Source organism: Colwellia echini (genome assembly GCF_002843355.2).
Classification (GTDB): Bacteria; Pseudomonadota; Gammaproteobacteria; order Enterobacterales; family Alteromonadaceae; genus Colwellia; species Colwellia echini.
Map to the genome: position 1 here is coordinate 100204 of NZ_PJAI02000009.1, position 14808 is coordinate 115011.

Sequence of the window (14808 nt, forward strand, 5' to 3'; positions counted from 1 at the left end):
CATGTCTTTTGAAGCAGATGAAGAAATTTTACAGGACTTTTTAGTCGAAGCGGGTGAAATATTAGAATCGCTTTCAGAAGAGCTCGTTGAACTCGAAAATGATGTAGATAATGCGGAATTATTAAATTCTATTTTCCGTGGTTTTCATACAGTTAAAGGTGGAGCGGGTTTCTTAGCTTTAGGTCACTTGGTTGACGTATGTCATGGTGCTGAAAATATTTTTGATTTATTACGCACTGGTAAACGTTCAGTTAATGCTGAACTTATGGATACTATTCTATCAGCATTAGATACCGTAAATGGTATGTTTGTATTAGTGCAGAATAAAGAAGAACTAGAGCCTGCTGACCCTAATTTACTTGCAGAACTTGCTCGTTTAAGTAAACCTGAAGGAGCAAGTCCAGCTGCTAATGTTGCAGCGGTTGAAAATGTTGAACAAGCAATAGAAAATGTTGAAGATGAGTTTGATTATATTTTTGATGAAGTTAACAATGATGTAAACTCAAATGATGAAATGAGTGAAGATGACTTTGAAAAACTACTTGATGAACTTCATGGCACTTCCAGCGTATCAACTACAGCTAATGAACCAAATGTAACACCTGATATTTCATCAACATCAATTGCTGATAGTTCTAGTGATGAAATTTCAGACGATGAATTTGAATCTTTATTAGACGAATTACATGGTCAGGGCGCTTTTTCTGCAGATGCAACAGCTTCAACAGATAGTAGTCAGTCTATGTCAAGTGATGAGATTGATGATTTAGAATTTGAAAAACTTTTGGATGAACTACATGGTAAAGGTAATGCGCCTAAAGCAGGCGATACTCCATCACCTGGTCATACAGCTATAGATTCAACTGCTAGTAATAATGAGATTCCGGCTAATACTCCACCGCCGCAAGCGAATGCTACTCCAAAATCTGTTGCGCCAAGAGCCGTGCCAACTCAAGAAAAACCAGTCCAGCAAAAAACTAGTGCAGCAAAAGAAAGTGTTAAAAAGCAGGCTGCTCCTGCAGCACCACAAGCCGAAACGACAGTTCGAGTTGATACTAAACGCCTAGACCAAATAATGAACATGGTTGGTGAATTGGTTTTAGTTAGAAACCGACTGACCAGTTTAGGTTTAGTTTCAGATGATGAAGATCTAAGTAAAGCGGTAACTAATTTAGACTCAGTAACCACAGACCTTCAAGGTGCTGTTATGCAAACTCGCATGCAGCCAATTAAAAAAGTTTTTGGTCGTTTTCCTCGCGTTGTACGTGACTTAGCACGTAGTCTACAAAAAGAGATATCTTTAATTTTAGAAGGCGAAGAGACCGATTTAGACAAAAACTTAGTTGAAGCGCTTGCAGATCCGCTAGTGCATTTAGTTAGAAACTCTGTCGATCACGGAATAGAATCTCCAGATGTACGTGAAGCTATGGGTAAACCTCGCGAAGGAACCGTGCTGCTATCAGCCTCACAAGAAGGCGATCATATTCTATTAACCATCAAAGATGATGGTGCAGGTATGGATGCCGAAAAATTAAAAAATATAGCTATTGACCGTGGTGTATTAGACGCAGAATCTGCAGCTAGAATGTCTGATAAAGAAGCCTATAGCCTTATTTTTGCTCCAGGTTTCTCAACCAAAACTGAAATCTCAGAAGTATCAGGTCGTGGTGTGGGAATGGATGTGGTTAAAACCAAAATCACTCAACTTAACGGTACCGTTAACATAGATTCTGAATTAGGTGTTGGCACAATACTTGAGATAAAAGTCCCGTTAACATTAGCTATTTTGCCAACATTAATGGTTGTTGTCGGTAAACAAACCTTTGCTTTACCTCTTGCTGCAGTGAATGAAATATTCCATTTAGATTTATCCAATACAAATAGTGTTGATGGTCAATTAACTATTATTGTTAGAGAAAAAGCAATACCACTGTTTTATTTAGACCAATGGTTAATTCGTGGTCATGTTAAAAAATCTCATGAGAAAGGCCACGTAGTTATAGTACAATTAGGTAATCAGCAAATTGGGTTTGTGGTTGATAGTTTAATTGGTCAAGAAGAAGTGGTTATTAAACCGCTTGATCGGTTACTACATGGTACACCAGGAATGGCGGGAGCTACAATTACTAGTGATGGCGGAATAGCTCTTATTTTAGATATAGCTAACTTACTGAAATTTTATGCTAAAAAGTCACCAGTAAATAAAAAGCTACGCAGTTAGTGATGATTTAAAGATAATTAACGTAAATAAATCACATTTAGGGTTAATTTTCATCGGTAGTTTATTTTAGCCATAAATATTTTATGGCGGAATGTCATTATTATTACGCGTTAATTATAACGTTATCAGAGAGGTTAAATGACCTACAAGGTACTTGTTGTCGATGATTCGAGCTTTTTTAGACGCCGTGTCACAGATATTTTAAATAAAGATCCTCAATTAGAAGTAATTGACGTTGCTATTAACGGTCAAGAAGCGGTTGATAAAGCAATCTCATTAAAGCCTGACGTTATTACTATGGATATTGAAATGCCTGTGCTTAATGGCATTGATGCTGTAAAACAAATTATGGCGAAGTTTCCAACGTCAATATTAATGTTTTCATCTTTAACGCATCAAGGGGCTAAAGCAACAATAGAAGCACTTGAAGCGGGCGCCTTAGATTTTTTACCTAAAAAGTTTAGTGATATTGCAAAAGACAGTGATGAAGCCGGTAGTTTATTACGCCAACGCGTGGTTGAGATAGCACGAAAATCTGGTTTTAGTCGCTCGAGAGCTTCAGCTACAATTAAACCAAGCACTGTGCAACCAACAAGAGAAAGAACTAGCACAGTTATCTCCTCAACAACGCCAAGAACATCAGTACCCGCTCGCGCTAATAAACCTATTACCCGTAGTTCAGGTAAAGAATACAAGTTAATGGCGATTGGTACCTCTACAGGAGGGCCTGTAGCGTTACAAAAAATATTAATTAACCTCGATCAAAACTTCCCATTGCCTATTATTATTGTTCAGCATATGCCTGCTGCTTTTACCGCTGCCTTTGCCAGTAGACTTAATAATATGTGTAAAATAACGATAAAAGAAGCGGCTGATGGTGATGTATTAAAACCGGGTCATGCTTATTTAGCTCCAGGGGGGCGACAAATGATAATTACTGGCAGTGAAAATGCCGGCAAAATTAAAATACTAGATGATGATTCGCCTAAGATTACCTTTAAGCCAAGTGTCGATATTAGTTTTGGCTCAGCGGCAAAAGCATATGGCGGTAAAGTACTTGGCATCATATTAACAGGTATGGGCTCTGACGGAAAAGAAGGCTCTAGAATGTTAAAAGCTAAGGGCGCTACTATTTGGTCTCAGGATGAAGAGTCTTGTGTTGTATACGGTATGCCTCAAGCTATTGATAAAGCAGGCTTGTCTGATTCATCAATACCGTTAGATATGATTTCAACCTCTATTATGAAGGAAGTTGTCTGTGGATAAATTGAGTGTTGCTGGATTATTAATTGCTATTTTAGCGATTTATGTTGGCTTTAGCCTTGATGGCGGGCATCTTTCAGCATTATTTGAATTACCTGCTTTTATTATTGTGTTTGGTGGCACTGTCGGTGCGATAATGTTGCAATCATCAATAGTTCAATTTCGTCATGCGCTTTCGTTATTAAGTTGGATCTTTTATCCACCGCGATATGATATGGAACGAGGTATTACAGAAATTATAACTTGGGCTACTAAGGCTAGAGAATCAGGTTATCTCGCACTAGAAGATACCGCTTTAGAAATTGAAGATACTTTTACGCAAAAAGGTTTAAATTTACTAGTTGATGGCGCAGAACTTGAAAACCTACGTACCTCACTAGAGTTAGACTTAGAGCTTTATCGTGAGCATAATTTACGTTCAGCAAATATTTATGAAGCCATGGGCGGCTATAGCCCTACAATTGGTATTTTAGGCGCTGTATTAGGTTTAATACACGCGATGAGTAATTTAACAGACCCTGCTTTATTAGGACAGGGCATTGCAACCGCTTTTATAGCCACAATTTACGGTGTTGGTTTTGCAAATCTACTTTATTTACCTGTAGCGAATAAAATTCGTACTATAGTTCATCAACAAACCATGTATCGAGAAATGGTATGCGAAGGGCTAGTCTCTATTGCTAATGGTGAAAACCCGCATGCGATTGAAAACAAATTATCGGCATTTAGGTTAGTACAATGAACCGTTTGCGTAGGAGAAGAGATACCAGTGAGCATGAAAATGTTCACCGATGGTTAGTTTCTTACGCCGATTACATGACCTTAATGTTTGCTTTGTTCGTTGTTTTATATGCAATGGCCATGGTTAATGAAAATCCTTTTGCAAGTATCACTGAGTCTTTTGGTCGGGTATTTCAAGCGGAAACTGAAAAACCGAAAAACCGTGGTCATGGCGACAGTATTTTAATGGTAAACACAAGTAAAACGAATAAAAAACTCTATGGTAATGGGGTGTTAGAAGTTGCGGGTCCTGAATTGCTGGATGATGAAAAAAGCTTATCTAATATTTCAGATGCTCAAGTAGGAAGCAATTTATCCTCGTTAGAAGAGGCGTTACATACCGCACTATATGATTTAGTTGAGTCTGGTTATGCTCAATTACAAATTGATGGTGATTGGTTAGAGATTGAACTGAATAGTGGTTTACTTTTTCCAAGTGGCTCGGCTTCGGCTACTAATTCAGCTGAGAATATCTTAGGCGTGATTTACGACGTGATTGGTCAAAGCACTAATTTTATTCGTATTCGAGGCTATACCGATAACGAAACAATAAATAATGAGATATTTGCCTCTAATTGGGAGTTATCAGTATTTCGAGCAACAGCCATTTTACATGTTTTAGAAACGTTAGGTTTAAATCCAGCGCGCATGGCTATTGAAGGGTATGGTCAATATTACCCTAATGCCGATAACTCGACCGCAGAAGGAAGAGCTAAAAATAGAAAAGTCGTGGTCGCCATTTCAAAATACGGACTAGAAAAACAGAATTTGATTAAACCGCAAACGATTGACTTAAAAAGTGTAGAGTCAATTAATACGATAAAATCAGAAGTTAAATCAAGGTCTGAGAATGAAGCGCCTGAAAGTACGGATAAAATAAAAGTTATTCGCTTAGAAAATGGTGGTATACGAATCACAACTCGATCAGAAGATGAGTAATACTAGCTCTATTAATACTAAATGAATTAAAGAATGGATCAAAATTCAATGAGGATAAATAGTCAAGTTCAAGGCGCGTGATTGAGTAATAGCTGACTATTGAAGTTGAGCGCAACGCAGAAATTGATTATTTAGACCATTTGAAGGTGATTGATTTATTATTTCAATTAGCATAATTAGCAGGTTTATTTTATACGTAGGAAAAATGACCAAATACAATACATTTATTTGATTAACTAGTTGTTATAATTACCAAATAAATATTGAAGTAGTTAGATCTTTTAACAAGTAGAAATGAGCACATACTTAATGGATCAGTATAAACAATATATACGGAACATTTTGGTGTTAATAATCATTGTTTAGTCAGTGTAAGTTTATAAGTATACGGCCAGTGTAAAGGTAAAAAATTACAGGCAGGTAAAGCGTAATCCTTTTTAAATAATGGATGAAGTTAACTTATTGCAAATAAATTTAAATAGATTAAGTTAACTAAACTTAACTTATCTAAATTTAACTAAGTGAGTAGTACTCTTGATAGTGTGGACTGTAGCAAATCAAAAAGGTGGTGTTGGTAAAACCACAACAACTATTTCTCTTGCGGGAATACTTGCAGAGCAAGGACATAGGGTATTATTAGTTGATACCGATCCACATGCATCACTCAGTTATTATTTTGGCATAGAATCTGAAGATCTTGATCTAAGTGTATATGAACTTTTTAGTCAAGTATCGTCAAGAGAGCAGATATTACAAACCCTTTGTCCAACTCAGTATCCGAATATCGATATTTTACCAGCCACGATGGGGCTTGCCACATTAGATCGCTCTATGGGCGCTAAAGGCGGTATGGGATTAGTGCTTAAAAAGGCAGTACAAAAAGTAGTTGATTGTTACGATTATGTTCTAATTGATTGCCCGCCTGTTTTGGGGGTATTAATGGTTAATGCATTAGCCGCAGCAGATAGAATAATTATTCCAGTGCAAACAGAGTTTTTAGCGCTTAAAGGTTTAGACCGTATGATAAAAACAATGGAAATTATGCAAGGTGAACAAATTGAAAAATTTCAATTCACTATTGTGCCTACTATGTTTGATAAAAGAACTACGGCCTCTATTTTAGCATTTAAAAAGCTACAAGAAGTGTATTCTAATAAAATATGGCCAGGTGTTGTTCCCGTTGATACAAACTTGAGAAATGCTAGCTCAGCACAGCGGGTTCCATCAGATTACGCACCTAACTCTCGTGGCACTTTAGCGTATAAAAGCTTATTGAATTTTTTAAATAAACAAATAGTGAAAAAGTAATGGGGTTGTACGTTAAATGAGTAAATCGTTAACCGCTAGTAAAAATGTGATGAAAACTTATTTGTCAGAGTTGTTAACAGACCCTGATCTTGAGTTAGCACAACAGCGTGATGTTAAACCTAAATTTAACAAGCCACTAGCACATAAAGAAAATAAATCATTAGAAAAACTATTAAAAACAGTTAGTGAGCCTAAGCAGTTAACACCGCTAAAAAGTGATGCTTCAATCGCAGCTTTAGAAGTTAAAGTAGAAGTTACTGAAAGAAGACAAGAGCTAAGTCATAAAGTAAAAAACGATCTTGACGCTACAATTCTAACTAAACTTGAGAATTTACCCTCTCAGGTAAATGACAGTATTGATGAACTTTCAAAGTTAAAAGAAAAGAGTTATCGTCAAGGTGATTTTCAAGCCATGTATTTTGATGTGGCGGGTTTAATCATTGCCGTGCCGTTAATTGAGTTGGGTGGTATTCATAAAGCTGATAAAACAACTAGTTTAATGGGAAAACCTGACTGGTTTAAAGGCGTAATGCTGCATCGTGATGAAAAAATTAACGTGGTAGACACTGCCTTATGGGTCATGCCAGAAAAATGTGACGAAACATTAAAAAGTTCGCTAAACTATCAATATATTATCATGCTTAATGATAGTAATTGGGGTTTACTTGCGGAGAATTTAGTTGATACTGTTGTACTATCTCAAGATCAAGTTAAATGGTTAGATACTAGTAGCAAACGACCGTGGTTAGCGGGTTTAGTCAAAGAAAAAATGTGTGCCTTACTTGATGTAAGTGCTTTGATTGAATTGCTTGATAAAGGAAGCGATATTTATACCAGCGTCACCTGAAGATAATTGTCTCAGGAAGACTGAGTAATTTATAACCACAGCATGTTTTATTAAAGGGGGCTTCTTTAAAAATAGATGTAAAGCAGGGGGGACTCAGACTTTCCCAATGCTAGATTTAGAAACACGCTATACGACGTTTTTAATATCAGTTGAATCCTAGATCTTCAGTAGAGTGGGTATATCAATAACAGTAAATTATCCCTGTCTGGGTTAAATTAGACTAAACTAATAAGCATAGACAGTTTAAAAGTAAGTAATTTTAGAGGCGAATAATATGTCTAATATAAGACGCAGTACCAGCGATAAAACTGAAGTGAATGATGAAGTGTTACAGTGGGTTACCTTTAAGTTAGAAAATGAAACTTACGGTATTAACGTTATGCAAGTTCAAGAGGTTTTACGCTACAGTGAAATAGCCCCAGTACCAGGAGCACCCCTTTATGTGTTAGGTATTCTTAACTTGCGTGGTAATGTTGTTACCGTGATTGATACACGATCTCGCTTTGGTCTTGAACCTTGTGATATTACAGATAACACACGTGTTGTTGTTATAGAATCAGAAAAACAAGTGATTGGTATTTTGGTTGATAGCGTTGCTGAAGTGGTTTATTTGAAATCATCAGAAATAGATATAGCTCCTAATGTAGGTAACGAAGAAAGTGCTCAGTTTATTCAAGGTGTATCAAATAGAGATGGCGAACTACTTATCCTCGTTGATTTAGATAAATTATTGTCAGATGATGAGTGGGATGAATTAAAACAGTTTTAATAAGATTTTTATTTAAACTGATATTTATTTAAAGTCTGTATTTACAGGCTTTTTCATTTTAGAAATACAGCGTTTTATTAAGGCACATAGTACCAATGTCATTATTAGCAGGTCCAATTATTGCGATTTCAGCGTTATTTTTAGTGCTATTAAGTAGTACTATTTTCTTTATTTCGTTGAAGAATTATAAACAGAAATTGGTCTTGTTAGATGTCCAAGTGCAAAGTACATCATTTTTAATTAATGAATTACAAGGAATTAATAACAAAACTCAACAGCAATTAGATATATTGAAAGCTGCATTTGACCAAGAAACCACTGAAAATAATCAAGTAACTAAACAATTAGAGCTACGTATTAAAAATCTTCAACAAAAAATGGTTGAACAAGAGCAACGCTTAACTCAATGGCAAGAAAATCAAGGGCAAGATAAGTTCTATAATCGAGCTTTCAAACTTGCAGCTAAAGGTGCTGATGTTGACGAAATAATGAGTGAGTGTGAACTACCTCGAGCTGAAGTTGAAATGTTATTGTCTGTTTATCAACAGCGTAATCGTTCGCAATAATCACCTATTAGCAGTGTGATTATGTGAATGTAGGAAATACAAATAAGACTGTTTTAAATTAAATCCTTATTCACCCTAATATTCATTCCATGTTAGACTGCCTCGTTTTTAAATATATTCTTTATATAGGCAAGGATAAAGGCCCAGTGAACTCCGCCATAACTTCCATTTCTAAATTATTACTCCTTACGATTATTCTAACATTATCAGCATGTTCTTCTACCGCTGATCAACAACAGAATAGTAATGGAAAAATTACTACCTCAGGTGATCCTAGAGATCCTTTAGAGGTGATCAATAGACCTTTTTGGATTTTTACTTGGGATTACGTAGATAAGTACATTGCTAAACCCGCATCACAAGTTTATACCGCTTATACACCGCCTTTTTTACGGTCTGGTTTGTACAATATGGCCTTAAACTTAAATGAGCCCTCCAGTATTATTAATAATATATTGCAATTAAAATTTACCGATGCCGCTAAAAGCACTGGCAGATTTGTACTTAATAGTACTATTGGTTTATTTGGGTTTTATGACCCCGCGAGTGATTTTGACTGGTCAGTTGAACAAGAAGAGTTTGGTGAGGTATTAGGCGTATATGGTGTTCCTGATGGTGCTTACCTTGTAATTCCAGGTTTAGGGCCTAGTTCAGTAAGAGAAGAGGTTGGGGATTATGTTGATGGTCTATATTGGCCGATGGCAGTCATCGATTTTTGGCCTAATATGGTACGTTTAGGTGTTTTAGGTTTAGAAAAACGTGCGGCGGTAAGAGATCAAGAGCAATTGGTTTTAGAGTCTGCAGATCCTTATTCATTCATTAAAAATGCTTACTTTCAAAACATGAATTATAAAGTTCATGATGGTAACCCGCCAATTATAATTGACGAAGCACAAGAAGCTGAAATAGACGCATTGCTTGATGATTTTTAGGGATAACTATTTTTGCTATTAATGCCTTGTTTAAGAGCTAGGCATTAATAGTAAAATAAAAAACTGATTAGAATTTGCTGAATAAGCGAATTTTATAATAAACGAGTACCTATGCAGGTAACAATTTGTTAGAATTGCGGCAAATTTTTTAGACACACCATATTGGAATTATTAAATGAATATTATTGAAGGTTCGTTTGAAGCGAAAGGCAAAAAATTCGCAATCGTAGTATCACGTTTTAACCACTTTATTGTAGACAGTTTATTAGAAGGTGCAATTGATGCCCTTAAACGTCATGGCAATGTAAATGATGACGATATTACTGTTATTCGTGTACCTGGCGCTTATGAACTTCCGCTTGTTGCTAAAAAGGTTGCGGCTAAAGGTGAATGTGACGCAATTATCGCAATTGGTGCGGTAATTCGTGGTGGCACACCGCATTTTGACTTTGTTGCAGGTGAAAGTAATAAAGGTTTAGCGCAAGTTTGTTTAGATTCAGGTATTCCTGTTTCATTTGGTGTTATTACCACAGATTCTATTGAACAAGCCATTGAGCGTGCAGGCACTAAAGCCGGTAATAAAGGTGCTGAAGCAGCTTTAGGCGCGTTAGAAATGGTTAATGTATTAGATCAAATATAATCTATTACCCTATTTAATCTTAGCTCAACATGAACAGTGCTTTTATGGCAAATTATTATCAATAATTGATGCTATGTTTAATGCTCATAATTTTTCAGTCGGTAATCTTATCGACTGAAAAAATACAGTAACCTGAGTTAAGTTTAATTAACTATATTAAGAAAAGTGAAACATATTTTGAAACCGTCTCCTAGAAGAAAAGCCCGTGAACTAGCTGTACAAGCAATTTATTCATGGCAAGTTAGTCAAAACCCAGCGAAGGAAATTGAAGTTAACTTTATCGCTGAAAATAGCAAACGTCGCTTTGATATTGAATATTTTCAATTGTTATTACGTGGTGTTACTTCTGAGATTACCGATATTGATGCTGCTATTTCACCCTTCGTAGATCGTCCTCTTGATGATATAGATCAGGTGGAAAAAGCCATTTTACGTGTAGCTGTACTTGAACTTAAAGATTGTACTGACGTGCCTTATCGTGTTGTTATCAACGAAGCTATTGAATTAGCTAAAGCATTTGCCGCTGATGACAGTCACAAATTTGTAAACGGTGTTTTAGATAAAACAGTTAAGTTAATTCGCCCTGAAGAATAAGTTATTAATATATTTATATTAGTGACGAAAGGCTTAGTATGAAAGAGTTCGAATTAATAAAACAATTCTTTAGTAAACAGTTAGTTAAGCGTAAAGATGTAGTGCTTGGTATTGGTGACGATTGTGCTGTTTTAGCGCCAATTGAAAATCAAAATGTAGTGGTCACCACCGACACATTAGTTGCTGGTGTACACTTTCCACTGGATACAAGTCCTAAAGCTATTGGTCATAAAGCTGTTGCAGTCAATTTATCAGACATTGCAGCAATGGGAGCAAAGCCTAGTTGGATCTCTTTAGCTATAACTGTACCTGAAGTTGATGAAGCTTGGTTAGAAGCATTTGCTGAAGGTGTATTTGAGTTGTGTGAGTTTTACAATGTACAACTTATTGGTGGTGATACCACCCAAGGCCCCTTAAGTATTACTATCACTGCTCAAGGGTTAACCCCTAAAGATAGTTACTTATCACGATCTGGTGCTAAAGCAGGTGATTGGCTTTATGTTACGGGTGATCTTGGTGATGCGGCTTTAGCATTACAGCAAATTACCGGTAAAGTGGAATTAGAACCACAACATATTAGCAGCATTAAAGCTAAGCTCGACTTTCCAAAACCAAGAGTATTAGCCGGACAAACATTACGAGAGTATGCCTCTGCCGCAATTGATCTTTCTGATGGCTTAATTGCTGATTTAGGTCATATATGCCAAGCATCTAATGTTGGCGCTAATATTGTACTTGATGCTATACCACTTTCTACAATTATGCGCGAAAGCTTACTGATTGATGATGCTCTTTCATTAGCATTATCAGGCGGCGATGACTACGAGTTATTATTTACTGTCTCAGAAGATAATAAGGTAGGTATGGAAACGGCCATGTCACATGCTGGTACGCCTATTACTTGTATTGGTCAATTAAATACCTCACGTACTATTTCTACCACATTAAATAATAAACCTACGTCTATTAAAGCGAATGGCTTCGAACACTTTTCAGATTAACACTGTTAGTCATAGTTGCTCATAGTTTCAATAAAAATGCGTTACTGAACATTAATTGTATCAACTAATGTTCAGTATTTCGGAATAAGAATTAAGCTTATCAATAACCAACAACAGCTAACAGTAAACAAACCAGTTAAGAGTCTGTGACATGTCAGAGAAAAGTGTAAAAGTTAAATTTAACCTTGCTAGCCCTATACAATTTTTGGCCTTAGGTTTTGGTAGTGGTTTAGCCCCTAAAGCGCCAGGTACTTTTGGCACGCTTGCAGCTGTTCCTTTATTTTTATTGTTGAGTGGACTAACACCTTTAATTTACGGGCTAATCGTTTTAGTGATTTGTATCGCTGGCGTCTATATTTGTGGTAAAGCAGCAAGTGATGTTGGTGTACATGATCATGGAGCCATAGTCTGGGATGAGTTTGCTGGTTTTTTTATTACCATGTTTATGATTCCGGTAAGTTGGCAAAGTATTTTAGTTGGCTTTTTGCTCTTTCGAGTTTTAGATATTGTCAAACCTTGGCCTATTTCTGTCGCAGATAAAAAATTAACGGGTGGCTTTGGGATCATGTTTGACGATATTCTTGCTGGGATATTGGCACTGGTCATTATGCACTTTATTTTTAGCTAAATACCTCATCATCATTTAGAACTTAATTTACAAGTTTAATTTATAACTAATGGTAAGTTCGTTATTAAGAAGCCATTTTTTGATACATTTTCTTACTTTAGATTAATAGTATTATGATTATTTATACGCTACTTTTAAGTCAGGTGATAAATAATGCTAAGTAATAAGCTTTGAAATTAAATGATAATATTTCGTTTACCTACTTGTTTTAGCATAAGTTGCCCTCAAGTCTATATTAAGTGGCACATTGTTATTCAACGATTAATATAATTGAACACAATTGCCATTTAGGTACATAGTCATTAGTAGCTAATAAGAAACAGCAAAAAAGGAATACCTATGAAAATAAATCTTTCTGGTCATCACGTAGAAGTTAACGATACAATCAAAGAACATATAGAAGAAAAATTTTCTAAAATTGCTAGTCATTTTCCAACACTCATAACGTTAGATGTAATTCTTTCGAAAGAACATCATAAAATTAAAGTCGAATTAACCACAAATTATGAAGGCGGACATATCTCAGCTACAGGTAGCGATGAGGTTATGTATCCAGCTATAGCAAGTGCGGCTAAAAAATTAGATGCTGCATTGAAGCATAGAAAAGGTCAATTAAAAGCTAATTTACATGCTAAACCTGAGGCAACAACGCCTGAAATTGCCCATGAAAAAGTTCAAGAGATGGACTTAAGCTAATTTCTAAAACATAAGAAATACAGCCCTATAAAAACTGCTGAACTTGGTTCGCAGTTTTTTTTTGTCGTTTTTTTGATAACTTTATTATACAAACCTAATACACTAAGATGAATTATACCAAATGAATTAAAGAATGGAGCAAAATTCAATGAGGAAAAATAGTCAAGTTCAAGGCGCGAGATTGAGTTATTGCTGGCTTATGAGATTGAGCGTAACGCAGAAATTGATTATTTAGACCATTTGAAGATAATTGATTCATTATTTCAATTGGTATTTGAATCTATTTAGGTTAATTAATTTCTATATCCCTGCTTGCTGTGCAATAATCTGTTTAATTCATACTATAAAGTATTACCGTACAAGGAATATTTGATGCGCTCTATTTTTTTTAAAAAAAACCTAATAATTATAAATAAACCTTCATTAGTTGCTATTTTAGCTTTTACTTTTGGATTATCTGCTTGCTCAGAGCCTGAGGTTAAAATGCAACCACCAGCTCCTGCAGTATCTGTTTATTCAATAAAAGCAGAATCAATAGGCGGCTATCGTGAGTTTGTTGCTCGCACCGAGGCTTTTAAAACAGCCGATTTACGGGCTCGTGTTGAAGGAGAGTTACTAGAACGTCACTTTACTGAAGGTAGTATTGTTGAAAAAGGGCAAGTGCTTTTAAAAATTGATCCCGCAGCCTATAAAGCCGCTTTATCATCGGCAAAAGCTGATTTAAGTTCTAGAATATCAGGCGAAAATAACGCGAAAAGTAACTTAAAACGCGCTAATGACCTTATTAACGATGGGTATATATCTCAATCTGATTTTGACCGATTAACTACCGAGGAATCACAAGCAACATCTGCGGTTAAGGCGGCAGAGGCTGCGCTTGAAAAAGCAGAGCTTAATTTAAGTTATACCACCATTACCGCACCTTTTACTGGGCGTATTGGTAAAGTCAATTATAACGTAGGTAATATTGTTAGTCCTACAAGCAATACGCTAGCAACGCTAATTGTAACAGATCCTATTTATGTTAGTTTTCAAGTAGAAGAAAGTGTCTATATTTCCTATCAACAAGCGCATCAAGGTGCACACAAAACGGGTGGGGTTGAATTCGATATTTCATTACGCCTACCGAATAACTCTGAATACCTTGAAAAAGGTAAATTAGACTTTGCTAATACCAAAATTTCTGAAGGTATGGGTACTGTTGAATTGCGAACTGTTTTTCCTAATCCACAGAATATAATTCTTCCAGGATTATTTGTGACCTTAACTCTTGAAAGTAAAAAGAAAGAAGAAGTAGCGTTAATTCCACAAGCTGCCGTACAAGAAAATCAACAAGGTAAATTTGTACTTATTGTTGATGCAGATAATAAAGTTAGCCAACGTCATGTGGTATTAGGTAGAAGAATTAATGCCATGTGGGCTGTTGAAAGTGGTGTTAGTGTTGGTGAAAAAGTTATTGTTGAGGGATTACAAAAAGTTCGTTCTGGTGTTGAAGTTAATCCCGTTGAAAAATATGTAGATCCTTTGGTAGGTACCATTTCAGATATTGATAATAAATCAGTCGATTCAGCAAAAGTAACTGAGCCTATTAGTAGCCCTAGTGCTAAAGCTGACAAGTAAGGGC

At 35.9% G+C, this 14808-nt stretch carries 15 protein-coding genes; all 15 read left to right on the forward strand.

Annotated elements, in window-relative coordinates:
* The first annotated feature begins 1 nt into the window (after nucleotide 1).
* The 15 genes from CWS31_RS09710 to CWS31_RS09780 all read left to right on the forward strand — a co-directional run bounded on the left by CWS31_RS09710 (nucleotide 2) and on the right by CWS31_RS09780 (nucleotide 14804).
* Nucleotides 2-2221 carry a chemotaxis protein CheA gene (locus CWS31_RS09710; protein ID WP_101344094.1) on the forward strand — a complete coding sequence of 740 codons (2220 nt, stop codon included), beginning with the start codon at nucleotides 2-4 and terminating at the stop codon, nucleotides 2219-2221.
* 138 nt (nucleotides 2222-2359) lie between these two features.
* Complete coding sequence (locus CWS31_RS09715) at nucleotides 2360-3487, forward strand: protein-glutamate methylesterase/protein-glutamine glutaminase (RefSeq protein ID WP_101344093.1); 1128 nt, start codon at nucleotides 2360-2362, stop codon at nucleotides 3485-3487.
* On the forward strand, nucleotides 3480-4226 hold the full coding sequence (locus tag CWS31_RS09720; protein WP_101344092.1) for a flagellar motor protein: 747 nt from the start codon (nucleotides 3480-3482) through the stop codon (nucleotides 4224-4226). Before CWS31_RS09715 ends, CWS31_RS09720 begins: the two co-directional genes overlap by 8 nt.
* Complete coding sequence (locus CWS31_RS09725) at nucleotides 4223-5203, forward strand: flagellar motor protein MotB (protein WP_101344091.1); 981 nt, start codon at nucleotides 4223-4225, stop codon at nucleotides 5201-5203. Before CWS31_RS09720 ends, CWS31_RS09725 begins: the two co-directional genes overlap by 4 nt.
* A gap of 534 nt (nucleotides 5204-5737) precedes the next feature.
* Nucleotides 5738-6511 carry a ParA family protein gene (locus CWS31_RS09730; protein ID WP_101344090.1) on the forward strand — a complete coding sequence of 258 codons (774 nt, stop codon included), beginning with the start codon at nucleotides 5738-5740 and terminating at the stop codon, nucleotides 6509-6511.
* 16 nt (nucleotides 6512-6527) lie between these two features.
* Complete coding sequence (locus CWS31_RS09735; protein ID WP_246143468.1) at nucleotides 6528-7358, forward strand: chemotaxis protein CheW; 831 nt, start codon at nucleotides 6528-6530, stop codon at nucleotides 7356-7358.
* A gap of 274 nt (nucleotides 7359-7632) precedes the next feature.
* Entirely contained in the window at nucleotides 7633-8127 is a 495-nt protein-coding gene (locus CWS31_RS09740; protein WP_101344089.1) for a chemotaxis protein CheW, read from the forward strand.
* 95 nt (nucleotides 8128-8222) lie between these two features.
* On the forward strand, nucleotides 8223-8693 hold the full coding sequence (locus CWS31_RS09745) for a DUF2802 domain-containing protein (protein ID WP_101344088.1): 471 nt from the start codon (nucleotides 8223-8225) through the stop codon (nucleotides 8691-8693).
* 146 nt (nucleotides 8694-8839) lie between these two features.
* The gene (locus CWS31_RS09750; protein ID WP_101344087.1) at nucleotides 8840-9625 is read left to right on the forward strand and encodes an MlaA family lipoprotein; all 786 of its coding nucleotides are present in this window, start codon (nucleotides 8840-8842) and stop codon (nucleotides 9623-9625) included.
* Between the two features lie 175 nt (nucleotides 9626-9800).
* Nucleotides 9801-10265, forward strand: a complete 465-nt coding sequence (ribH, locus tag CWS31_RS09755; protein ID WP_101344086.1) for a 6,7-dimethyl-8-ribityllumazine synthase — start codon at nucleotides 9801-9803, stop codon at nucleotides 10263-10265.
* 177 nt (nucleotides 10266-10442) lie between these two features.
* Entirely contained in the window at nucleotides 10443-10859 is a 417-nt protein-coding gene (gene nusB / locus CWS31_RS09760; protein ID WP_101344085.1) for a transcription antitermination factor NusB, read from the forward strand.
* A gap of 38 nt (nucleotides 10860-10897) precedes the next feature.
* Nucleotides 10898-11860, forward strand: a complete 963-nt coding sequence (gene thiL / locus CWS31_RS09765) for a thiamine-phosphate kinase (protein WP_101344084.1) — start codon at nucleotides 10898-10900, stop codon at nucleotides 11858-11860.
* 151 nt (nucleotides 11861-12011) lie between these two features.
* Complete coding sequence (locus tag CWS31_RS09770; RefSeq protein ID WP_101344083.1) at nucleotides 12012-12488, forward strand: phosphatidylglycerophosphatase A family protein; 477 nt, start codon at nucleotides 12012-12014, stop codon at nucleotides 12486-12488.
* A gap of 339 nt (nucleotides 12489-12827) precedes the next feature.
* Nucleotides 12828-13184, forward strand: coding sequence for a ribosome hibernation-promoting factor, HPF/YfiA family (gene hpf / locus CWS31_RS09775; protein ID WP_101344082.1), 357 nt, complete (start codon nucleotides 12828-12830; stop codon nucleotides 13182-13184).
* A 372-nt stretch (nucleotides 13185-13556) separates the two neighbouring features.
* Nucleotides 13557-14804 (forward strand): efflux RND transporter periplasmic adaptor subunit, encoded by a 1248-nt coding sequence (locus CWS31_RS09780; RefSeq protein ID WP_101344081.1) that lies wholly within the window; start codon nucleotides 13557-13559, stop codon nucleotides 14802-14804.
* Nucleotides 14805-14808 lie beyond the last annotated feature (4 nt).